We start from the raw sequence: 21293 nt of genomic DNA, 5'->3' as shown, positions 1-21293 counted from the left end.
CATGGTTCGCGGACTGAGTGGTGCTTGCGCGGCGGTGATGCTGATGCTGGGGGCTGCCGCGGCCCACGCCTCTCCGTCCGTCTATACGACCGCGCCGGACGAGCCGCGCGCGATCACCGTCAAGGGCGTGGGCGACGGCCGGGCCGACGACAGCGCCGCGATCCAGCAGGCGATCGACCGGGCGGCGGCGAAGGGCGGCGGCGGCATCGTGTTCCTGCCGCAGGGCACCTACCGCATCAGTCGCACCCTCTTCCTGTGGCCGGGAGTTCGCATCTTCGGCGTCGGCGCGCAGCGGCCGGTGATCCTGCTGGGCCGGAACACGCCCGGTTTCCAGAAGGGCGTCGCCCACATGCTGATGTTCACCGGGGCCAAGCGCCAGACGGACAAGGACACGCCGCCCGCCGCCTTCCCGCCCGCGGGCAGCGTGCCGTTCGACAAAACGGTTGCCGACGCCAATCCCGGCACCTTCTATTCGGCGCTGGGCAATATCGATTTCCGCATCCTGGACGGCAACCCGGCCGCCACCGCCATCCGCTTCCACAGCGCCCAGCACAGCTTCGTATCCCATGTCGATTTCGACCTCGGGACCGCGCTCGCCGGGCTGTACCATGTCGCCAACGAAGCGGAGGATCTGCATTTCAAGGGCGGGCGATACGGCATTCTGGCCGAAAAACCGTCTCCGGCCTGGGGTTTCGCCCTGGTCGATGCGACATTCGAGGGGCAGCGCGACGCCGCCATCCGCGAACATGAGGCGGGGCTGACGATGGTCAACGTCGCCTTCAAGAACGTGCCGGTGGGGATCGAGATCGACCGCGGCTATGGCGACTGGCTGTGGGGACAGGATCTGCGCTTCGAGAATGTGCGACAAGCGGGCGTCGTCATCTCGAACGAGAAGAATGTCTATACGCAGGTCGGTTTCCAGAATGTCGTGGCCTCCGGCACGCCGACCTTCGCCCGGTTCCGGGACAGCGGCCGGACGGTCGCCGGCAAGGGGGCGGCCTACAAGGTCACGTCCTTCACCCATGGCCTGACCCTGCCCGGCGTCGGCCGGATGGGAGCGTATAAGACCGACATGCAGGCAGCCGCCATCGGGGCATTGCCCGCGCCATCCGCACCGGCGATCCGCGCGCTGCCGCCCGTGGCGGACTGGGTCAGCGTGCGCACGCTCGGCGCGAAGGGCGACGACAGAACCGACGACACCGCCGCGATCCAGAAGGCGATCGACAGCCATCGCGTCGTCTACCTGCCCGCCGGCTTCTACCGGGTAAGCGAAACGCTGAAGCTGCGGCCGGACAGCGTGCTGGTCGGCCTGCACCCCAGCCTGACCCAGATCGTGCTGCCGGACGGCACCGCGGCATATCAGGGCATCGGCGCGCCCAAGGCGCTGGTGGAGAGCGCGTCGGGCGGCGACGCCATCGTCATGGGGCTGGGCCTCGACACCAACGGCGCCAATCCGCGCGCGACCGCCTTGCTGTGGAAGGCCGGCGCGAACTCGATGGTCAATGACGTCAAGTTCCAGGGCGGCCATGGGACCGACCGGTTCGACGGCACCCGCGTGGTGCCCTATAACAACAACGCCACCGGCGATCCCGACGCAGCGCGGCGCTGGGCGGGGCAATATGCGAGCCTGTGGGTCACAGAGGGCGGCGGCGGCACCTTCGCCAATGTCTGGAGCCCCAGCACGTTCGGCCATCCGGGCATCTATGTGTCCGATACCCAGACGCCGGGGCGCATCATCCAGGCGTCGGTCGAACATCATGTGCGGTCGGAATTCGCGCTGAACCGCGTCGCCAACTGGGAGATACTGGCCCCGCAGACCGAAGGCGAAGCGGGCGAGAGCGGCGATGCGGTCGCGCTGGAAATCCGCAATTCGCGCAACATCCTGGTCGCCAATTTCCACGGTTATCGCGTCACCCGCACGCGCAAGCCCGCGCCGGCGGCGGTCACCATCTATAATTCGCAGGACATCCGGTTCCGCAACGTCCATGTGAACGGCGAAAGCGGCCTTGGCACCTGCGACGAGAATGGCTGCGCCACATTCCTGCGGCTCACCAAATTTCCGTTCGAAAACAGCATCCGCGACGTGACTCACGGCATCGATACGCGCGAACGCGAATTTGCCGTGCTCGACATTCCGGCAAAGCCGGATGCGATCAGCCCGTCGACCTTCCAGGGCGGCAAGGTCGAGATGCTGGCAGACGGCTTCTATGCGGCGGGCGGCGGCGCGGTCGACGCGCAGGGAAGGCTCTACTTCGTCGATCGTTTCTTCCAACGCATCTGGCGCTGGTCGGACGCGGGCAAGCTGGAGATGGTGCGCGACGCGACGCTGGACCCGGTCAACCTGACGGTCGACCGGTCGGGCGACCTTCTGGTCCTGTCCTCCTATGGCCGCAACGGCACCGTCTATAGCGTGAGGCCCGACGCGCCCGACAGCCAGATCAGCGTCATCGCGCCGACCCCCGTCGCGGCGAAGCCCGGTGCAGCGACCGTGCTGCCGGTCAACTGGTGGAACAATGGCGAGTTCAAGGATCAGATCGACCCAAAGACCTACGAGTTCACCACGCTGGCCGAGATGTTCGCGCGCGACATGGGCAAGGCGAAGGTCCATGAATATGTCTCGCCCGACGGCAGCGTCGCCTTGCCAGCCTATCGCACCTTCGCGCAGGGACCGGCGGACCATCGCGGGCTGCGCTTTTCCGACGCGCTCGACACCTACGGCTTCATCCAGGGGAAGCCGGGCGAGCGCGTGTACCTTACCAATGGGTCGGAGAACCGCACCTATAGCGGCGTGGTCGGCGCCGGCGGCGCGATCACCGACCTTAAGGTCTTTGCCGAACGGGGCGGTGAAGGCGTGGCGGTGGACGGGCAGGGCCGCGTCTATGTCGCCAACGGCCAAGTCTTCGTCTACGCCCCCGATGGCAAGGAGATCGGGCGGATCGACGTGCCGGAAAGGCCGCTGCAACTGCTGTTCGGGGGCGAGGACAAGCGCACGCTCTATGTGCTGTCTCACCACGGCCTCTATGCGGTGACGGGTCGGGGCCGCTGACAAAGAGAACCCCGCCGGAGTAATCTCACGGCGGGGCCAGGTTCAGGGAGGTGTCACTCCAAAGGGGGGAGAGTGACAAGACCTATATGGGGCAATCGGGATGAACCTTCAATGACCCGGACGTTCAGCTGACCGCAAAATAACGGACGGGTACGGGATGGCGCGTCAGACCTTGCGGAGGGTTTCCACGACCGCCGCAATGTCCTTGTCTCCGAGGCCCGCCGCTTCGGCCCCAAGGAAGCGGGCGCGGGCGGCGGCGGCAAGAGCGGAATCGATGCCGACCGAGGCGAGCAGTGCGTTCGCATAGCCTAGATCCTTGGCCATCAGCGGAATGAAGAAGTTGGGATCGTAATTTCTGGCCAGCATCCGGTCGGCCATCAAGCCGACCATCGGGCTGCCCGGCGCGCCGTTGCGCAGGACATCCGCGACCTGTTTGGGGTCAAGGCCCCTGGCTTCCACCAGCGCAAGCGCTTCGGCGAAGGACGCAACCTGCACGCCCGCCATATAATTGTTGGCGAGCTTCATCACTGCGCCGCTGCCCGCCGGCCCCAGATGGATGACGCCGCTTCCCAGGACATCAAGGATCGGACGGGCGAGCGCGAGGCTTTCCGAAGCGCAGCGTGCCGCTTTCGGCCTGTAGCTTGCTGTCGGTCACGGGGGCTTCGACGAAATGGACGCCCGCCGCCTTCATGTCCGCCGCAAGCGCATCGATCCAGTCTGGATCGAGCGTGCTGCAGTCGATCGCGACCGCGCCGGGCTGCATCCCAGCGAGTGCGCCCCGGGGCCCGAGCCAGGCGGCGCGGGACGCGTCATTGTCGGACACCATGGCAAGGACGACCGATGCGCCGGTGGCGGCGTCGGCGGGGCTGTCCGCCTGCCGCGCGCCCGCATCGACCAGAGGGGCCGCCCTTGCGGGGCTGCGGTTCCAGACGGCGACGTCATGTCCCGCCTTCAAAAGCTGGTGCGCCATGCCAGCGCCCATGATGCCCAATCCCAATATCGCGACGGTGTCACTCATATCCATTATCCTGATCTGGAGGGGCGCCTTGTCATGAAGCAAAGGCGAAAAGATGGGGCCGCGGATATGGGGTTGGTCCTCACGCCGCGCCAGCATGGGGCCGGGAAAAAGGCGGCTTATAAGATATTGCGAATTGGTATCATTATCATGTAGGCCCGCCGCACTTGATTCGGCATGAGGGGCCTTTATGACTTTGAAATCCGTGACGCGTTGTGGCGCAGCTCTGTTCGCGCTGTCGAGTCCTCTGGCGCAGGCGCAGGATCAACGCCCGCAGGCGGCGGACCTGGCGGACGACGCCCCCGCCGCCATCGTCGTCACGGCCGCCAGCACGGGCACCAAGACCGACACGCCCCTCATCCAGTTGCCGCAACCGATCAAGGTCATCACCGCCGACCAGTATCTCTCCCAGGGGGCGATCAGTATCAGCGATACGGTCAAATATGCGGCCGGCGTCCTTGCTAATCCCTATGGCCGGGACACCCGCGTCGACGGCTTCAACGTTCGCGGCATCGATGCGCTCCAGTTCCGGGACGGCATGCGCGACATCTTCAGCTATTATGCCAGCATCACGTCCGACCCCTATAATTTCTCCCGCGTCGAGATCGTCCGGGGGCCGGCCTCGGTGCTCTTTGGCCAGGGATCGATCGGCGGCCTGGTGAACCTGGTTTCCAAGACGCCGGAATTCAGGACGGGCGGGGAGATCAACCTTGTCTATGGCAGTTTCGACCGCAAGGAGGCGCTGGGCGACGTCAACCTGGCGCTGACCGACACGCTGGCGGTGCGCGGCGTCGCGCGCGTTCGGGACGCCGATACCTATGCGGATCATGTGCCCGACGACCGGGTGATGTTCGCGCCGTCGATCCGCTGGCAGCCGACGCCCGCCACGGAAATCGTCCTGACCGGCCTCTACCAGGAGGACGACACCGGATCGACATCGCAGTTCCTGCCGATCGTGGGAACCTTCCTTCCCAACAACGCCAATCCGTCCGGCCGGCTGGGGCAATATGCGTTCGTCGGCAAGCCGGGCTGGGACCGCTATAATGGCCGCTCGCTGCAGGGAGGCGGCTCCATCACGCACAGCTTCTCGGACAGCATCAGGCTGAGCCTCAAGGCCCGCTATATCGACAGCGACCTTCAATATTTCACCCATTATGCGAACAGCTATTCGAACCCGCAAAATCCCTTCGACGCCGACGGCCGCACCATCGGCCTCTATGCCGAAGCAAGCGACGCGAAGATGAATGTCTTTTCGACCGACAACAATCTTCAGTTCACCTTCAACACCGGCGCCAATATCGAACACCGGCTGCTCGTCGGCGTGGACTATAGCTGGAACAAGGTCGGCAAGCGCTATGAGTATGGCTATGAGGTCGTCGACCTTTACGACATCGATCGGGATGCGCTGCGGACCTATTATCCCACGGGCCCCTACGCCTATGTCAGCCAGAAGCAGCTGGGCGCCTATGTGCAGGATCAGATCCGCTTTTACGACCGCGTGTCCGTCGTCCTGGGCGTCCGTCGCGACCGGGTGACATCGTCCGCGGGCAGCACCGACCATGCGACGACCTTCCGCGCAGGCATCATCGGCGATCTGGGCTGGGGCATTTCGCCTTTCTTCAACTATACCGAAAGCTTCCTGCCGGTCGCTGGTTCGATCGAGAATGGCGACGGCACGATGGGCGACCCGTACAGGCCGCAAACCGGCAAGCAGTTCGAGGCCGGCGTCAAGTGGCAGCCGGAGCCGAACACGCTCGTCACCGTCACCGCCTTCCACATCAAGGAACGGAACCGCGTCCTCTATCTCGCCAGCGGCGCGACGACGCAGTCCGGCGAACTGACGACCAAGGGCATCGAACTCGAAGCGAGCCACACCCTTCCGGGCAATTTCGAGCTGCTGCTGAACTATGGCTACAACAAGCTCAAGTCGGAAGTGAACACCGACCTCGACTATATGCCGCGCCACATAGCGTCCGCATGGACCACCAAGACGTTCGGCGTCGCGGGTGACGCCCGGCTGCGCCTGGGGGCGGGCGTGGTCTATACCGGCAAGAGCATATCGACCAGTTCCATCTGGTCCATCGTCACGCCGTCGCGGACCACGGTCGACGCGCTGGCGGAGATCGACTGGCAGAACTGGCGCCTGTCCATCAACGCGACGAACCTGCTCAACAACAGATATTATGCGTCCTGCCTGGCGCGCGGCGATTGCTTCATGGGCGCGCCCCGCAACGTCATGGGCACCATCGGCTATCGTTTCTGAAGGGACATCAGCATGACCAGATCAGCACTTGCCGCCGCGTTCGCCATCCTGGCCTTCGCGCCCGTCGCACAGGCCCATGAAATATGGGTCGAACGGGACGCATCCGGCCCCGCGCGCATTTACCTGGGCGAGCCGGCCGAAGCGATGCCGGAGGGGGGCGATCCCGAATTCGCCAAGCTGAAGGCGCCGCGCCTCGTGCCCGCCGCGCAAGCGCCGCAGCTTCGCAAGGCTGGCTATATCGAGGTCGCCGTGCCCCCAGGCGATGTCCGCGTGATCGACGACACCGTGTTCGATCCCTGGGGGGAAGAAGGCAAGAAGGAAGGCGTCATTTACTATGCGCGCGCCGGGCGGAGCGAGACGCGGGCGGCGTTGCCAATGGAAATCGTGCCTGTCGCGCCCGATGCCGACAGCTTCGTCCTGCTGCGCGACGGCAAGCCGCTGCCCGGTGCGAAGCTGACCATCGTGTCGCCGGACAAATGGTCGAAGGTGATGGCGACCGACGGGCAAGGGCGCGTGACCGTGCCGACCAAGGAAAAGGGACGCTATATTCTTTCCGCCTCCCATGAGCAGAAAGGCGACCTGTCGCTCGGCAAGGCGAAGGTCGCGACCATCTACCATATTTCGACACTGACCTTCGTCCGGGATTGATCCTTCCCACGGCGGTCGTGCCCGCCGGGCGGAGTGCGCCCGGCGGGTGATGTTTCAGCTCGGGTTCGCCTCTTTGGCGCTGTCGCTGTCCCCGGCTTTCGCCTGCTCCTGCGCGACCTTGCGGATTTCACCCTGCGACATGGCCGAGACGAGCGCGCTGCCCTGACCCGAGAAGTTCGCGGCGGGCAAGCTGGCCGTGCGGTTCCTGACGTCGGCAACCACGGACTGGACGCGGCCCTGGCTGTCGGCAACGACCTGACGCACGCGGCCGATGGTCTGGCCGCTGGCCGACTGGATCTCCATGCCCGGCTGCACGGCGAAGGCGCCCGCGCCATTGGCCGCCGCGCTGTTGGCGAGGGCAAGCTGATCGCTGGCCGCGCCCAGGCTGGCAGCGCCGCTGCCGCTTGCCGACCCCGCCGCGCTGCCGGCCATGCCGCCTGCGCCGTTGCGCACATTGCCGACCGTGTCGGCGGCCGTTGACCGCACGCCGCTGGCCGTCGAGCCGACGGTCGAGCGGGCCGAGGACGCAGCGTCGCGAACGGCGTCGGTGCCCACAAGCTGCGCGTTGCCGGACACATTGGCGCTGCCCGATGCATTGCCCGATGCCGATCCGGTCGCTTCGCCGGCGGGTCCGTTCAGCGTCTGGTTGACGGCGCCGGTGACGCCGCCATCGACCGATCGATCCGCCGCGACCGACCCGCGACGCCGGTCGACCCGCGTGCTGCCGGACGTGCGCGCCGTGCCGGCGCCGGCGCCTTCCGTCCGCCCGCGCACATCGCCGATGGTACCGCCGAGCGGGCCGCCCAGGTTGCCGCCGACGCCGCTCAGGCCTCCACCCAAGCCTCCGGCCAATCCGCCGGCCAATCTACCCCCAAGCCCGCCGCCGCCGCCCAGAAGCTGCGCGGACGCAGGCGTGGTGGCGGCCAGGATCAGGGCGCCGGTTACGATGAGAATCTTGTTCATGGCCTATTCCTTTCCGTTTACCGGGAGCACGATCTGCGGCGTGCCCTCTTTCCTGCAAACGGCCCCCCTTTTCCGTTTCATCCACGGGAGCGGAATTTTTTTAGCGCGGCCTGCAATCGCCGCAGAGAAGGCCGCGTCCATAGGCGGGGTCGGCGCCTTTCGCGCCCAGATCGCGCGCTTCGGCATCCAGGGCCGAAACAGGCCGGCCGGCATCCTTCATGGCGGCAGCCCGTGCGGCGACGAGCGGCGCGGCATAGGAGGTTCCCCGCACGGAGACCCAGCGCCCGCGCGCGTCCATCGCCTTCATGTCGGCGCCGGGCGCCGCATAATCGAGATGAGTGGCGCGGCCCGCCTCTATCAGCACGCGGTTGCGGCCATCCACGCCGGTCACGGCCAGGACGGAAGGGTAGGAGGCGGGAAAGACCGGCGGCGCGCCGGGGCCATCATTGCCGACGGCAGCGGTGATCACCATGCCCTTGGCAATGCAGGCGGCGACCGCTCGGGCAAGGAGCGGGTTGCTGGGGCCTGTAAGGCTGATCGAGACGACCGGCACGCGCTGGCCTTGCATCCAGTCGAGCGCGCGCACGATGGCAAGCGCGCCGCCGCCCGCTGGATCGCGCCCGTAGACATCGGCGGAGACGATGGATCGCACGCCCGCATGACGCAGCAGGGACGCGATGGCCGTGCCATGGTTGCTGGCGGCAGGCGCGCCCGCGGCGAAACCGCGACTGGCCTTTGTGGGAACCGACGGGCCGATGCCGCCGTCGATCACGCCGACCGCCATGCCAATGTCCGCAGCGCTTTTTCCCTGCGGGGCAAGCGCGGGCTTGGCCGCCTTGCCTCCCGGGAAGTGGAGCTGGTCAGCGGTGAACGTCGCGTCCGGCACATGCTGGCGCAGGAGAGAGAGGGCGTCGGCAAGGCGCATCCCGTGCGGCACCGTCAGTTCCACGGCCGACAGGTCGAGGTTGCCGAATATTTCCCTGTCGCGCGAATCGAAGCCGAGGGCGCGGAGCTTGTCGACGGCTTGGGCGTCGCCGCCCAGCATCAGGACGATGCCGCGCCGGGCCGGTTCGCCCCGATCGTCGGGTTCCGCCACCGCCCGGTTCGCGCGGAGGAAGCCTTGCACGCGAGAAAGGCGCTCGCGCGCCATGTCGGCCACGGAGCGCAGCGGCGCGGCGATCGTGTCGATCGGTGCGAGCCGTGCCACCGCCTCTCTCGTCTGCCCGACCACCGATCCCACATTGGGTATGCCAAGCTGAGCCGCGGACGGCGCGGCGGCGGACAGCATCAGCAGGGGGGCGATAAGGCGTATCCGCATCTTTCTTCATCCTGTCGCACGAAAATTCGCTATGCAATGGATGAAACGGGTGAAACCGTCCGTTGCATCCCTGACAAGAGAGGCACGGGTTCTGAGTACGTCTTTCGAGGATGGCATCATCGCATTGCTGCCCCGGCTGCGCCGGTTCGCGGCAGGTTTGACGCGCAACCTCGCGGAGGGCGACGACCTTTGCCAGATGACCATCGAACGCGCGCTCAAGGCCCGGCATCAATGGGCTGAGGGAACGCGGCTGGATAGCTGGATATATCGGATCATGCGCAACCTGTGGATCGACGAAATCCGCGCAAGCAAGCGCCGACAGCAGACCTTCGTCGAGGAAGAGGCCGGGTTGCGCGAAGGCGCAGGCGGCGATCAGGAGGCGCGGGCCGAACTCGGCTTCGTGGGCCGGGCGATGGCAAAGCTGCCCGACGAACAGCGCGAGGCAGTGCTGCTCGTGATGGTGGAGGGCTATGGCTATCAGGAGGCCGCCGCCATCATCGGCTGCCCCGTCGGCACGCTCAGCTCGCGCTTCGTGCGCGGCCGCGATGCCTTGCAGAAAATGTTGGAGGGCGTGCAATGAGCATCGACCGGGAAACCCTGGCCGCCTATGCGGAGGGGCAGTTGGACGGGGCGGAGCGCCTGCGGGTCGAGGCCGCGATCGCCGCCGATCCGGCGCTGGCCGATGAGGTGGCGGCGCACCGGGCGCTTGGGGAACGATTGCGCGCCCATTTCGCGCCCATCATGGACCTGCCAGTCCCGGACAGGCTGCGGGATGCGGTGCGTCCTTCAGCGGAGGTGATCGACCTTGACGCCGTGCGGAAGGCGCGCGGGTCGCGCTGGATCATGGGCGGGGCGATCGCGGCATCGCTGGCGCTGGGCCTGATCGTGGGCATGCAGGTGCGGGATGGCGGGCCGATCGGCAATGTAGGCGGGCGGATCGTCGCGCAAGGCGCGTTGGACCAGGCTTTGACGGCGCAGTTGGCGACGGCGCAGGCGCAGCCGATCCAAATTCCGCTGTCCTTCCGCAATGCGCAGGGCCGCTATTGCCGCGTGTTCGATGCCGGGACGACAGCGGGCATCGCCTGCCATGACGACAGGCATTGGGTGATTGATCGGCTTCAGTCGGGCGGCGAGGGGCGCGACACCCAATATCGCCAGGCGGGAAGCGCGATGGGCGAGATCATGGCCGCCGCGCAAGCGATGGCGCCCGACGGCGCGTTACTTCCGCAGCAGGAAGAAGCCGCCAAAGCGCGGGGATGGAAGTAGGAGGGAGAGGGCGCGCGCCTTGCGCGTCTTTGCGGTCTCGCCAAGCCTCTGCTACAGGCCCGCCCCATGCTCAATCTCAATGCCATCACCGTGCGCCTGGGCGGCCGCACCATCCTCGACCGCGCGACCGCTTCGCTGCCGCCGCGCAGCCGCGTTGGCCTGATCGGCCGCAACGGCGCCGGCAAGTCGACCCTCATGAAGGTGATGATCGGCCAGCTCGACCCGGACGAAGGCAGTTGCGACATGCCGCGCGACACGCGCCTTGGCTATATCGCGCAGGAAGCGCCATCCGGCACGGCCACACCCTTCGACACCGTGCTCGCCGCGGACAAGGAACGCGCGGCCCTGATGGCCGAAAGCGAGACGACCGAAGATCCCGACCGGCTCGGCCATATTTACGAGCGGCTGACCACCATCGACGCCTATACCGCCCCGGCCCGCGCCGCCCGAATCCTGGTGGGCCTGGGCTTCGACGAAGAGATGCAGGGCCGCCCGCTCGACAGCTATTCGGGCGGCTGGAAGATGCGCGTGGCGCTCGCCGCGCTGCTCTTTTCCAACCCCGACCTGCTGCTGCTCGACGAACCATCGAACCACCTCGACCTCGAAGCGACGCTGTGGCTGGAGAATTTCCTCAAGGCCTATCGCGGCACCGTGGTCGTCATCAGCCATGAGCGCGACCTCTTGAACAATGTGGTCGACTATATCCTCCACCTCGAAGGCGGGAAGGTCACGCTTTATCCCGGCGGCTATGACGCGTTCGAGCGACAGCGGGCCGAGCGGCTGGCGCAGCAGGAAGCGGCCCGCGCCAAGCAGCAGGCGGAGCGGGAAAAGCTCCAGGACTATGTCGCCCGCAACTCCGCCCGCGCCTCGACCGCGAAACAGGCCCAGTCCCGTGCCAAGGCGCTGGCGAAGATGCAGCCCATCGCCGCCGCGATCGAGGATCCGACGCTGCATTTCGGTTTCCCGAGCCCCGCCGAACTCCGACCGCCGCTCATCACCATGGACATGGCGGCGGTCGGCTATACCGAAACGCCGATCCTCAAGCGCATCAACCTGCGCATCGACCCCGATGACCGGCTGGCGCTGCTCGGTCGCAACGGCAACGGCAAGACGACGCTCGCCCGCCTGATCGCCGCGCAGCTAAAGCCGATGGAAGGGCAGATGAATGCGTCGGCCAAGATGAATGTCGGCTATTTCACCCAATATCAGGTGGAGGAACTGGACGTCGCCGACACCCCGCTGGAACATATGACCCGGGTCATGAAGGGCGCGACCCCCGGCGCGGTGCGGGCGCAGCTTGGCCGCTTCGGCTTTTCGGGCGAGCGCGCGACGCAGAAAGTCGGCAGCATGTCCGGCGGCGAGCGCGCCCGGCTGGCGCTGGCGCTCATCACCCGCGATGCGCCGCATCTCCTGATCCTCGACGAGCCGACCAACCATCTGGACGTCGACAGCCGGGAAGCGCTGGTGCAGGCGCTGAACGATTATTCGGGCGCGGTGGTGATCGTCAGCCATGACCGCCACATGATCGAACTGGTCGCTGACCGGCTGGTCCTGGTCGACAATGGCACCGCGCAGCCGTTCGACGGCAGCCTTGACGATTATACCGACATCATCCTGCGCAAGGCGGACGGCAATGCATCGGGCGGGGATGCGCCCAAGCCCGACCGAAAGGCGGAAAAGCGCGATGCCGCGCAATGGCGCGAGCGGCAGAAGGCCGCCAAGAACGCCCTTGGCAAGGCGGAGAAAGAAATGGCGGCGCTCACCGCCGAGCGCAGCCGGATCGACCAGGCATTGTTCGACCCCAAATCCGCCACCGGGGCGGAGGCGAAGATGACCATGACCCAACTGATGGTGAAGCGGTCCGAGGTCGAGAAGAAGCTGGAGGCTGCCGAAGAAGCCTGGATGCAAGCCAGCGCCGCGTTGGAAGAGGTGTAACCCTTCTTACAAGGCCAAGCGCCAGTCCCAGCGCAGCGGGTCGCCGTCCATCACCTCGACGCCCCGGGCGATGAGGCGGTCGCGAATCTCGTCCGACAGGGCGAAATCCTTTTCCGCCCGCGCCGCTGTGCGACGCTCCAGTTCGGCCTCGATCTCGTCCGCCGTGATCTGCGCATCCTTGGGCGCGAGGCGCAGGTCGGCACGCGTGAGCGTCAGGAGGTTGAGGCCCAGCGCCTGATCGAAGGCGGCGATCAGGCATAGTTTCTCGTCCGCCGGCACCTTCTTCATGACCAGCGTCTCTTCCAGCAGCGGGAGCGCGCGCGGCGTCATGAGGTCGTCGCTGATGGCAGCATCGAACTGTTCCAGAAGGGGCGCGAGCTTGGGGTGCAGGTTCGCGCGCAGATAGTCGAGGCGCGGCGATTGCCAGGTCACGCCTTCCGCCCGTGCCTTCAATCCTTCGACCCCCATCACCAGCCGCTTCAACCGCGTCAGTGCGGCGGCGAGATTGTCCCAACTGAATTCCAGTTCGCTGCGATAATGCGCGCCGAGGCACAGCAGGCGATAGGCCAGCGGGTGCACGCCAGCGTCGATCAGCGTGAAGAGCGTGGTGAACCCGCCCTTGGACTTGCTCATCTTGCCTTGCCGGTCGACCAAGAAGTTGTTGTGCATCCACCAGCGCGCCCCGGTGAAGCCCGGCTCCGCTGCCCCCGTCTCCGGCCCGCAGCAACTGTGGAAGGCCTGGTTCTGGGCGATTTCATTCGGGTGGTGAATCTCGCGATGATCGATGCCGCCGGTATGGATGTCGAACGGCTGGCCCAGGCGGTCCAAGCTCATGACCGAACATTCCAGATGCCATCCCGGCGCGCCCTTGCCCCATGGGCTGTCCCATTCCATCTGGCGCTGTTCGCCCGGAGGGGATTTGCGCCAGATGGCAAAGTCGCTCGGGTTCCGCTTGCCCGCGACCGGGTCGATTCGCGCGTGCGCCGCGTCGTCGCGTCCACCCGCCAGCGCGCCGTAATCGGGCACGGTCGAACTGTCGAAATAAAGGCCGCTTTCCAGCTCGTAGCAATGGTCGGGAGCCATCTTTTGCGCAAAGGCGATCATTTGCGGGACATAGTCGGTCGCGACCGTCCATTCGCTGGGCGACAGGATATTGAGGTCCGTGATATTCTGCTTGAACGCCTGCGTATAATGGGCGGCGATGTCCCAGATGCTCTTGGCGCTCGCCCTGGCCGCCGCTTCCATCTTGTCGTCGCCTGCGTCCGCGTCGCTTGTCAGATGGCCGACATCGGTAATGTTGATGACATGGGTGACGGCCAGCCCCTTCCACAGCAGCGTCCGCCGCAGCGTGTCGGTGAAGACATAGGCGCGCAGATTGCCGATATGCGCATAATTATAGACGGTCGGACCGCAGCTGTAGACGCGCGCATGATTATCCTCGATCGGCGCGAACGGCTCGATCGTGCGGCTCAGGCTGTTGAACAGGCGCAGCGGCGCCAGGTTGTGCTGATCTTGGGACGCGGAACTCATGGCGCAACGCCATGTCGCGAGAAGGGCCGAGGGTCAATCCTTGGCGGCTTGCCACAGGCTTTGTAATAAAATGTTGCCGGCGCGGCGGTCCCTTGCGCGGATGCGTTTCCCACCCCAGATTGACTGTGCGGGCCGGGCCCCTCTGGCGACAGGACATGCCCCCTTTGATCCTGTCGCGATGTCGGACCGCATCGAGTGCGCTCGGTGCAGGTTTTGTGACGCTCAAGCCCCCCTTCCAGCGTCGCAGGAGACCGCACCGGGCCACTCGAGCCAACTTTTGGATGGAGTGTGCTTTTCAGATGAACAATCCCGTTCGCATGCCGGGCTATGGTGCCAGCCGGTCGGTCGATACCGATGCCGGGCTGCGCGCGCATATGCTGGGCATCTTCCGCAACATGGGCCTTGGCCTGGTGATAACCGGGCTGGTCGCCTTTGCGATCGCCAATACCCCGCCGCTGGCCGCCGCGATCTTCGGTACGCCCCTGAAGTGGGTGGCGATCTTTGCGCCGCTGGCCTTCGTGTTCTTCTTCAGCTTCCGTATCGAGAAGATGAGCGTCGGGACCGCCCGCATGGCCTTCTGGGCCTTTTCCGCCGTGATGGGCGTGTCGATGGCCAGCATCTTCCTGGTCTTCACGCAGGCCAGCATCGCGCAGGCCTTCTTCTCGGCGGCGGTCATGTTCCTCGCCATGGCGCTGTGGGGCTATAGCACGAAGCGCGACCTGACGAAGATGGGCAGCTTCCTCATCATGGGCCTGATCGGCATCCTGGTGGCGAGCCTCATCAACATCTTCATCGGGTCGTCCGCGATGGCGATGGTGGTTTCGATCCTGGCGGTCGTCATCTTCACCGGCCTTACTGCCTGGGACGTGCAGCGCATCAAGTCGGATTATTTCCACTATGCCGGCCATGAGGTCGCGGCGAAGATGCAGGTGATGGGTGCGCTGTCGCTCTACCTCAACTTCGTCAACCTGTTCCAGGCGGTGCTCAGCCTGACCGGCGAACGCGAGTGATGCGGGACGCAGCGCAAATGTCGGCCATGCTCTGCCCGGTCTGTCATGTCGGCCTCGCCATGACGGACCGGCAGGGGGTGGAGATCGACTATTGCCCGCAATGCCGGGGCGTATGGCTCGACCGGGGCGAGCTGGACAAGATCATCGAGCGGTCGGCGGGCGGGATAGCCCCCGCGCCCACCATGGCACCGCCCAGCTACCGCCCGGATCGTGGCCATTATGACCATGGCGTAAGCTTCCAGAAGAAACGCAAGAAGAGCTTTCTGGAAGAATTGTTCGATTGAGGGACCGTCGAAGAAGCCAGTGAGATGCCAGCCTGCGCTGGCATGACGAAGGGGCTATCAAGGAGTCAGTGCGCCGCGCCCCAACTGGGCCCCGTGCCGATCTCGACGCCCAGCGGGACGCTCAGCTTCACGATGGGTTCGGCGGCGCTTTCCATGACGCGGCGGATCACCGCGCTGGCGGCGTCCACCTCTCCTTCCGGCACCTCGAACACCAGTTCGTCGTGGACCTGGAGCAGCATTCTCACGTCCGGCAGCCCCGCCGCCTCAAGCGCCGGGCCCATGCGGGCCATCGCGCGCTTGATGATGTCAGCGCTCGTGCCCTGGATCGGGGCGTTGATCGCGGCGCGCTCCGCGCCCTGCCGTTCATGCTGGATCGGCGCGGAGATGCGGGGAAACCATGTCTTCCGGCCGAACAGGGTTTCGGTGTAACCTAGGCGCCGGGCCTTCTCGATCGTCTCGTTGATATAGACGCTGATGCCGGGGAAGCGCTCATAATAGCGGCTGATCATGTCCTGCGCCTCGTCCGCGCTGATTTCCAGCCGTCCGGCAAGGCCCCAGCGGGAAATGCCGTAAAGGATCGCGAAGTTGATCGTCTTGGCACGCCCGCGCGTGTCGCGGTTGACCTCCCCGAACAATTGCTGGGCGGTGGCGGCGTGGATGTCCTCCCCGTTCGCGAAGGCTTCGCGCAGTGCCGGCACGTCGGCCATGTGGGCGGCGAGGCGCAGTTCGATCTGGCTATAATCGGCCGCAAGGATGACGTTGCCGGGTTCAGCGACGAAGGCGTGGCGAATCTGGCGGCCTACCTCGGTACGGATCGGGATGTTCTGAAGGTTGGGATCAGTCGAGGACAGGCGTCCGGTCTGCGCGCCGGTCAGCGAATAGCTGGTGTGGACGCGGCCGGTATCCCTGTTGATCTGCGCCTGGAGCGCGTCGGTATAGGTGGACTTGAGCTTCGACAATTGCCGCCATTCCAGCACCTTGGCAGCGATCGGCGCGCCCTGTGCCTTCAACTGCTCCAGGATGGTGACGTCGGTGGAGTAAGCGCCCGACTTGCCCTTCTTGCCGCCCTTGTAGCCCATCTTGTCAAAGAGGATCGCGCCGAGCTGCTGGGTCGATCCGATGGCGAAGGGTTGGCCCGCAATCTCGTGGATTTCGGTTTCGAGCGCGGCGATGCCGGCGGTGAATTCGGCGGACAGGCGGGAAAGGGCTTCGCGGTCGACCTTGATCCCGGCAAATTCCATGCCCGCGATCACGCCCACCAGCGGGCGGTCGACCAGTTCATAGACGCGGCTCGCGCCTTCATTGGCGACGCGGGCCTTGAAGCGTTTCCACAGGCGCAAGGTCACGTCCGCATCCTCGGCGGCATATTCGGTGGCGCGGTCGAGGGGAACTTCGCCGAAGGTGATCTGGTTCTTGCCCGATCCCACCACATCCTTGAAGCTGATGCACTGGTGATTGAGATGCACCCGTGCCGCCTCGTCCATGCCGTGCCCGGCGAGGGACTGGCCGGCGTCGAGGTCGAAGCTCATGACGATGGTGTCGTCATAGGGCGTGACTTCTATGCCGTGCCGACGCAGGACGGTGAGGTCATATTTGAGGTTCTGGCCGACCTTGAGGACGGCGTCGTCCTCCAGCAGCGGCTTGAGCTTTGCGAGCACCAGCGCCTTGTCCAGCTGAACGGGGCGCTCGGCGAACATGTCGGTGCCGCCATGGCCGACGGGGATGTAGCAGGCCGTGTTCGGACCGGTCGCGAGGCTGATGCCGACAAGGCCACAGGAGACGCAGTCGAGCATGTCGGTTTCGGTATCGACCGCGACGATGCCTTCGGCGTGGGCGGCGGCGATCCAGCGGTCGAGCGCCTCTTGCGTCACCACCGTCTCATAGAGGCTGCGGTCGATGGCGGGTTCGTCGGCGAAGGCGGGCGGGGGCGGGGCGGCTTCGTCGGTCGCTACCGCCGCGGCGGCCGCCACCGCGACCGCGGCCGCAGGCGCGCCGAGCCGGCCGAGCAGGGTCTTGAAGCCGTGATGCTCCAGAAACGCCTGCAACGGCTCCTTGGGGATACCCTTGAGCGTCAGGTCTTCCAGCGGTTCGGGCAGGTCCATCGTCTCGTGCAACGCCACCAGCCGGCGCGACAGGCGGGCCATGTCGGCATGGGCGATGAGGTTTTCCTGCATCTTCGACTTTTTCATCAGCGGCGCGGCGTCGAGCGCGGCCTCCAGGCTCCCATATTCGGTGATGAGCTTCGCCGCCGTCTTGGGACCGATGCCGGGGATGCCGGGCACATTGTCCACGCTGTCGCCCATCAGCGCCAGCACGTCGCCCAGCAATTCGGGGCCGACGCCGAACTTTCCGATGACATAGTCCGCGCCGCGCCGCTCATTCTTCATCGTGTCGTACATGTCGACGCCGGGCTGGATGAGCTGCATCAGATCCTTGTCTGAGCTGACGATGGTGACGTGCCAGCCCTGCGCCACCGCCGCCTTGGTATAGCTGGCGATGATGTCATCCGCCTCATATCCGGCCTCCTCGATGCAGGGGAGGGAGAAGGCGCGGGTCGCGTCGCGGATCATCGGGAATTGGGGGACCAGATCCTCCGGCGGCGGCGGGCGGTGCGCCTTATACTGGTCGTACATGTCGTTGCGGAACGTGTGCGACCCCTTGTCCAGCACCACCGCCATATGGGTCGGCCCTTCGGCGCGGCCCAGTTCTTCGGCCAGCTTCCACAGCATCGTCGTATAACCATAGACCGCGCCGACAGGCTGGCCGTGCCGGTTGGTAAGTGGCGGCAGCTGGTGATAGGCGCGGAAGATGTAGCCCGAGCCGTCGACGAGGTAGAGATGATTCTGGGTCATGGCGAGGGAGATAGCGGCTAACCGCCGCCCCCTCCAGTGCTGCCGCCTTCGGAACGGAACAAGGAGAGTGCAGAATTATTTCTGCCTTGTTGCCATATTCGGTCGAGAGGGGCGTCATGAACTTCCGGTGGATGCTTGCGGCGGCGGCGCTGGCCGTCTGTCCGGCAATCGCAGATGCGCAGGAAGCGCGGGAATTGTGCGCCGATCGGCCGGGTCTCGGCACGCCGCCCTGCACCGTCGAACCCGGCCGGGTCGTGGCGGAACTGGGCCTTGCCGACTGGATGCATGACAAGGACGCGTCAAGCCGCACCGATAGAGTGGAGGCAGGGGACTTGCTCGTCCGTTTCGGCCTTACCGAAACCCTCGAGGCGCAGATCGGCTGGACCGCTTATGGACATCAGCGGGTCCGGGATCGCGTCACGGGCCGAGTCGATCGCAGCACGGGGACAGGCGACGTGCGGATCGGCCTGCTCCGGAATCTGCGCAACCCGGATGGATCGGGCTTTTCCGTTGCTGTCCTGCCTTACGCCACCTTGCCGACCGGGGGCGCCGCGATCGGCGCCGGGGACTGGGGGGCGGGGCTCATCGTTCCGGTCAGCTACGAGCTGGCTAAAGGCGTCGCGCTGCAACTGACGCCCGAGGTCGACGCCGCCGTGGATGAAGATGGCGACGGTCGCCATCTCGCCTATGGCAGCGTCGTCGGCCTTGGCCTGGAGATCAGCGACGCGGTTTCGGCGACCATCGAAACGTCGCTGACGCGGGACCGGGATCCTTGGGGCCACAGCACCCAGGCCCTGGCTGGCCTTTCGCTGGCATGGCAGCGGCACGACGATCTGCAATTCGACGCCGGCGTCAACCTTGGCCTCAATGCCGACTCGCCCGACCGGGAGCTGTATGTCGGCGTGACCCGCCGCTTCTGATCGCGCAATCAGTGCTTTTCGTGGTTGGCGGCGATGGCCCTCGACACCGCCTGCATGAGTTCCATGCGCGCCGGGATGGGCTGGGTCGTGGAACCGATCATCACTGCGACCGCATAGCTGGTGCCATCGGGCGCGGTCATGATGCCGATGTCATTATACCCGGTCGAACGCGGCGGAAGATCCTGCCCGGTGCCGGTCTTGTGAAGATAGGACCAGCCGGGCGGGACGCCGCCCTTGATGCGCCGAGGCCCGGTCTTGGCTTCCGACATGATCGACATGAGCAGGCGCGAAGAGGCAGGCGAGAGCATCTGGTTCTGCTTCAGCTTGGCGAGTGCGCGCACAATGGAGGAGGGGGCGGCTCCATCCGGCGGATTGGCGAGATAATTGTCGAGCGCCCGGACCCTGGCCGCCATCGGCAGCCGGGCGCGGGCGGCGTAGAAGTTGCGGCCGATGGAATAATCCTGACGCCAGTCGAGCCCCGCCGTCGCCGATTGCAGCAGCCGTTCGCCCGGCCCGAAGCGGATGTCGCGGATCATCTTGCGCGCAAGATAGCTGCGCACCGCTTCCGGGCCACCCACCGCGCGCAACAGCGTGTCGTTGGCGGTATTGTCGCTTTGCGTCATGGCGCGGCGCATCAGGTCGGAATAGCTGGTCGTCCACATCCCGTCCTTCAGCATGGCGGCACTGGGCTGATGGAACAGGGTCAGGTCGTTTTTCGTGATCGTCGTCGTGTCGGTGATGCGCAGCTTGCCGCGGTCCACCGCGTCGAGGAAGGTCATGGCGACCCACAGTTTCGACACGCTTTGCTGGGGGAAGAGGGCGTTTCCGTTCCACGCCACCGTCCAGTCCGCGCCGATGCGGCGGACGGCAATGCCGACCTTTCCGCTGAAGCTTTGACCAAGATTGCGCACCACCGCCACCAGCGCGGGGGGCGGCGTTTCGGTCTGATCGATGTCGCGATAGGGTTCTGGCGGATTGGCGACGGGCCGGATCGGCCATGTGTTGGTCGTGGGCTGCGGCTTTTTTTGAGGCACCGCGGCGGCAGCCTCGGCACGCGGCCTTTCCGGCGCGCTGACGCAGGCGGACAAGGCTGCGATCAACAGGGCGAGGCGCACTATGCCGCCCCGATAGCCATTCGATGTCATTGATAACCCCGGCACTCTCTCCCGCCATATGGCGCGCTTGCCCCGCAGAACGGCAAGGCCGCTGCGACGAATGATTCCTGAAATACGATGGAGGGAAGATTTGCGGCGCAACCGGTTGATCCATATCGATATTGCTCAGTTGCGGTTCAGCGGCGAACGGGCAATAGCAGCGGCATGGAACAGGCGATGGACAGGCGGACGCTGCTGGTCGGCGCGGCGGCGGCAGGCGGATTGGCATGGGCGTGCCCGGCGCGGGCCGCCGCCCCCTTTGCGTCGCGACGCATTGCCGTGACCGTGCGCGGCAGCGGGCCGGACGTGTTGCTGATCCCCGGCCTGTCCAGCGGTCCCGCCGTCTGGAACGGCGTGGTAGGCGCGCTCGGCGAGTATCGCTTCCATCTCGTGCAGGTTCGGGGTTTCGCGGGCTTGCCCGCCGACGGCAATGCGAGCGGTCCGGTCGTGCAGCCGGTGGCGGACGAGATTGCCCGCTATATCGCCGCCGCAGGGCTGAAGCGGCCGGCAGTCGTCGGCCATTCCATGGGCGGCACGCTGGCCCTGCTGCTGGGGCTGAAAGGCGTCGCCGGGCGGGTGATGGTGGTCGACATGCTACCGGCCGGCGCGGCGATGGTCGGAGGGACGGCGAGCGGGCTTGGCTTTCTGGCGGATCAACTGAGCGGCTATCTGACCGGGACGGCCGCGGGACGGCGTTATCTGGCGCAGATGGTCGCGCGGACGCCCGGCGCGCAGGGCAGCGATCCCGACGTGATCGCCAATGCGCTGCGCGACCTTGCCAATATCGATCTTGGCCCGCAGCTGCCGCGCCTCTCCGTTCCGCTGGCGGTGGTCTATGCGGTGGGCGACGACACGCAGATGAACGCCGCCATCGGCGAGCGTTTCCGCAGCGGCTATGCGGGCAAGAAGGGGGTGAGCCTTCGGCCGATCGGTCCCAGCGGTCACATGGTGATGCGCGACCAGCCGACGCGGTTCACCGCATTGCTTCGGGATTTTCTGCGCGGCGTTTGACGCCGGTCAAAGGCGTGGCGGACGAATCCCGCTATCGGTCTGCAGCGAGTGCGCTGGCAACGCATTCTCTCCTCCACC

The 21293-nt window shown here is 66.0% G+C and carries 17 protein-coding genes; 10 read left to right on the top strand and 7 right to left on the bottom strand.

What is annotated here, in order from left to right:
* The first annotated feature begins 1 nt into the window (after window position 1).
* Window positions 2–3046, top strand: a complete 3045-nt coding sequence (locus AX724_RS20360; protein WP_066770385.1) for a glycosyl hydrolase family 28-related protein — start codon at window positions 2–4, stop codon at window positions 3044–3046.
* A gap of 165 nt (window positions 3047–3211) precedes the next feature.
* Here the strand turns inward: AX724_RS20360 and AX724_RS24260 are convergent, their stop codons facing one another.
* Both AX724_RS24260 and AX724_RS24255 read right to left on the bottom strand, forming a co-directional pair.
* Complete coding sequence (locus AX724_RS24260) at window positions 3212–3571, bottom strand: NAD-binding protein (protein ID WP_197421653.1); 360 nt, start codon at window positions 3569–3571, stop codon at window positions 3212–3214.
* A 52-nt stretch (window positions 3572–3623) separates the two neighbouring features.
* The gene (locus tag AX724_RS24255; RefSeq protein ID WP_197421652.1) at window positions 3624–4064 is read right to left on the bottom strand and encodes an NAD(P)-dependent oxidoreductase; all 441 of its coding nucleotides are present in this window, start codon (window positions 4062–4064) and stop codon (window positions 3624–3626) included.
* Between the two features lie 187 nt (window positions 4065–4251).
* On the opposite strand from AX724_RS24255, the gene AX724_RS20350 reads away from it, so the two are divergent.
* Together AX724_RS20350 and AX724_RS20345 are read left to right on the top strand one after the other, a co-directional pair.
* Window positions 4252–6324 carry a TonB-dependent siderophore receptor gene (locus AX724_RS20350; protein WP_066770382.1) on the top strand — a complete coding sequence of 691 codons (2073 nt, stop codon included), beginning with the start codon at window positions 4252–4254 and terminating at the stop codon, window positions 6322–6324.
* A gap of 12 nt (window positions 6325–6336) precedes the next feature.
* Window positions 6337–6972 (top strand): DUF4198 domain-containing protein, encoded by a 636-nt coding sequence (locus AX724_RS20345; protein WP_066770379.1) that lies wholly within the window; start codon window positions 6337–6339, stop codon window positions 6970–6972.
* Window positions 6973–7026: 54 nt separating this feature from the next.
* On the opposite strand, the gene AX724_RS20340 is transcribed toward AX724_RS20345, so the two are convergent.
* Window positions 7027–7935 carry a hypothetical protein gene (locus AX724_RS20340; RefSeq protein WP_066770376.1) on the bottom strand — a complete coding sequence of 303 codons (909 nt, stop codon included), beginning with the start codon at window positions 7933–7935 and terminating at the stop codon, window positions 7027–7029.
* Window positions 7936–8035: 100 nt separating this feature from the next.
* Window positions 8036–9253 (bottom strand): S8 family serine peptidase, encoded by a 1218-nt coding sequence (locus AX724_RS20335; RefSeq protein WP_082733622.1) that lies wholly within the window; start codon window positions 9251–9253, stop codon window positions 8036–8038.
* A 40-nt stretch (window positions 9254–9293) separates the two neighbouring features.
* Between AX724_RS20335 and AX724_RS20330 the strand changes: the two genes are divergently transcribed.
* From AX724_RS20330 to AX724_RS20320, 3 genes are all read left to right on the top strand, one after another.
* A complete protein-coding gene (locus AX724_RS20330) occupies window positions 9294–9833 on the top strand; it encodes an RNA polymerase sigma factor (protein WP_066770730.1) in 540 nt (179 codons plus the stop codon).
* Window positions 9830–10519, top strand: coding sequence for an anti-sigma factor family protein (locus tag AX724_RS20325; protein WP_066770366.1), 690 nt, complete (start codon window positions 9830–9832; stop codon window positions 10517–10519). Before AX724_RS20330 ends, AX724_RS20325 begins: the two co-directional genes overlap by 4 nt.
* Before the next feature lie 66 nt (window positions 10520–10585).
* Window positions 10586–12454, top strand: a complete 1869-nt coding sequence (locus tag AX724_RS20320; protein ID WP_066770363.1) for an ABC-F family ATP-binding cassette domain-containing protein — start codon at window positions 10586–10588, stop codon at window positions 12452–12454.
* Between the two features lie 6 nt (window positions 12455–12460).
* On the opposite strand, the gene cysS is transcribed toward AX724_RS20320, so the two are convergent.
* Window positions 12461–13984, bottom strand: a complete 1524-nt coding sequence (gene cysS / locus AX724_RS20315) for a cysteine--tRNA ligase (RefSeq protein WP_066770358.1) — start codon at window positions 13982–13984, stop codon at window positions 12461–12463.
* Window positions 13985–14283: 299 nt separating this feature from the next.
* Here cysS and AX724_RS20310 point away from each other — a divergent pair, with 299 nt between their 5' ends.
* Complete coding sequence (locus AX724_RS20310; protein WP_066770355.1) at window positions 14284–14994, top strand: Bax inhibitor-1/YccA family protein; 711 nt, start codon at window positions 14284–14286, stop codon at window positions 14992–14994.
* Window positions 14994–15278 carry a TFIIB-type zinc ribbon-containing protein gene (locus tag AX724_RS20305; RefSeq protein ID WP_066770347.1) on the top strand — a complete coding sequence of 95 codons (285 nt, stop codon included), beginning with the start codon at window positions 14994–14996 and terminating at the stop codon, window positions 15276–15278. The genes AX724_RS20310 and AX724_RS20305 overlap by 1 nt, the downstream gene beginning before the upstream one ends.
* 65 nt (window positions 15279–15343) lie before the next feature.
* On the opposite strand, the gene polA is transcribed toward AX724_RS20305, so the two are convergent.
* Window positions 15344–18130 (bottom strand): DNA polymerase I, encoded by a 2787-nt coding sequence (gene polA / locus AX724_RS20300; RefSeq protein ID WP_066770345.1) that lies wholly within the window; start codon window positions 18128–18130, stop codon window positions 15344–15346.
* 116 nt (window positions 18131–18246) lie between these two features.
* Here polA and AX724_RS20295 point away from each other — a divergent pair, with 116 nt between their 5' ends.
* Complete coding sequence (locus tag AX724_RS20295; protein WP_066770728.1) at window positions 18247–19050, top strand: transporter; 804 nt, start codon at window positions 18247–18249, stop codon at window positions 19048–19050.
* An 8-nt stretch (window positions 19051–19058) separates the two neighbouring features.
* Here AX724_RS20295 and AX724_RS20290 read toward each other — a convergent pair whose 3' ends face one another.
* On the bottom strand, window positions 19059–20195 hold the full coding sequence (locus AX724_RS20290; RefSeq protein WP_066770342.1) for a serine hydrolase: 1137 nt from the start codon (window positions 20193–20195) through the stop codon (window positions 19059–19061).
* A 174-nt stretch (window positions 20196–20369) separates the two neighbouring features.
* Here AX724_RS20290 and AX724_RS20285 point away from each other — a divergent pair, with 174 nt between their 5' ends.
* The gene (locus AX724_RS20285) at window positions 20370–21215 is read left to right on the top strand and encodes an alpha/beta fold hydrolase (RefSeq protein WP_066770339.1); all 846 of its coding nucleotides are present in this window, start codon (window positions 20370–20372) and stop codon (window positions 21213–21215) included.
* Window positions 21216–21293 lie beyond the last annotated feature (78 nt).

The organism is Sphingobium sp. CCH11-B1, from assembly GCF_001556865.1.
In the GTDB taxonomy this organism is placed as follows: Bacteria; Pseudomonadota; Alphaproteobacteria; order Sphingomonadales; family Sphingomonadaceae; genus Sphingobium.
The sequence above is the reverse complement of the archived record's forward strand: the minus strand, read 5'-3'. Positions and strand labels throughout refer to the sequence as shown.

Excerpts from the sequence above, each read along its gene's own strand:
- AX724_RS20360 (WP_066770385.1), top strand. The coding sequence starts at position 2 with ATGGTTCGCGGACTGAGTGGTGCTTGCGCGGCGGTGATGCTGATGCTG.
- AX724_RS24260 (WP_197421653.1), bottom strand. The coding sequence starts at position 3,571 with ATGAAGCTCGCCAACAATTATATGGCGGGCGTGCAGGTTGCGTCCTTC.
- AX724_RS24255 (WP_197421652.1), bottom strand. The coding sequence starts at position 4,064 with ATGAGTGACACCGTCGCGATATTGGGATTGGGCATCATGGGCGCTGGC.
- AX724_RS20350 (WP_066770382.1), top strand. The coding sequence starts at position 4,252 with ATGACTTTGAAATCCGTGACGCGTTGTGGCGCAGCTCTGTTCGCGCTG.
- AX724_RS20345 (WP_066770379.1), top strand. The coding sequence starts at position 6,337 with ATGACCAGATCAGCACTTGCCGCCGCGTTCGCCATCCTGGCCTTCGCG.
- AX724_RS20340 (WP_066770376.1), bottom strand. The coding sequence starts at position 7,935 with ATGAACAAGATTCTCATCGTAACCGGCGCCCTGATCCTGGCCGCCACC.
- AX724_RS20335 (WP_082733622.1), bottom strand. The coding sequence starts at position 9,253 with ATGCGGATACGCCTTATCGCCCCCCTGCTGATGCTGTCCGCCGCCGCG.
- AX724_RS20330 (WP_066770730.1), top strand. The coding sequence starts at position 9,294 with ATGAAACGGGTGAAACCGTCCGTTGCATCCCTGACAAGAGAGGCACGG.
- AX724_RS20325 (WP_066770366.1), top strand. The coding sequence starts at position 9,830 with ATGAGCATCGACCGGGAAACCCTGGCCGCCTATGCGGAGGGGCAGTTG.
- AX724_RS20320 (WP_066770363.1), top strand. The coding sequence starts at position 10,586 with ATGCTCAATCTCAATGCCATCACCGTGCGCCTGGGCGGCCGCACCATC.
- cysS (WP_066770358.1), bottom strand. The coding sequence starts at position 13,984 with ATGAGTTCCGCGTCCCAAGATCAGCACAACCTGGCGCCGCTGCGCCTG.
- AX724_RS20310 (WP_066770355.1), top strand. The coding sequence starts at position 14,284 with ATGAACAATCCCGTTCGCATGCCGGGCTATGGTGCCAGCCGGTCGGTC.
- AX724_RS20305 (WP_066770347.1), top strand. The coding sequence starts at position 14,994 with ATGCGGGACGCAGCGCAAATGTCGGCCATGCTCTGCCCGGTCTGTCAT.
- polA (WP_066770345.1), bottom strand. The coding sequence starts at position 18,130 with ATGACCCAGAATCATCTCTACCTCGTCGACGGCTCGGGCTACATCTTC.
- AX724_RS20295 (WP_066770728.1), top strand. The coding sequence starts at position 18,247 with ATGAACTTCCGGTGGATGCTTGCGGCGGCGGCGCTGGCCGTCTGTCCG.
- AX724_RS20290 (WP_066770342.1), bottom strand. The coding sequence starts at position 20,195 with ATGACATCGAATGGCTATCGGGGCGGCATAGTGCGCCTCGCCCTGTTG.
- AX724_RS20285 (WP_066770339.1), top strand. The coding sequence starts at position 20,370 with ATGGAACAGGCGATGGACAGGCGGACGCTGCTGGTCGGCGCGGCGGCG.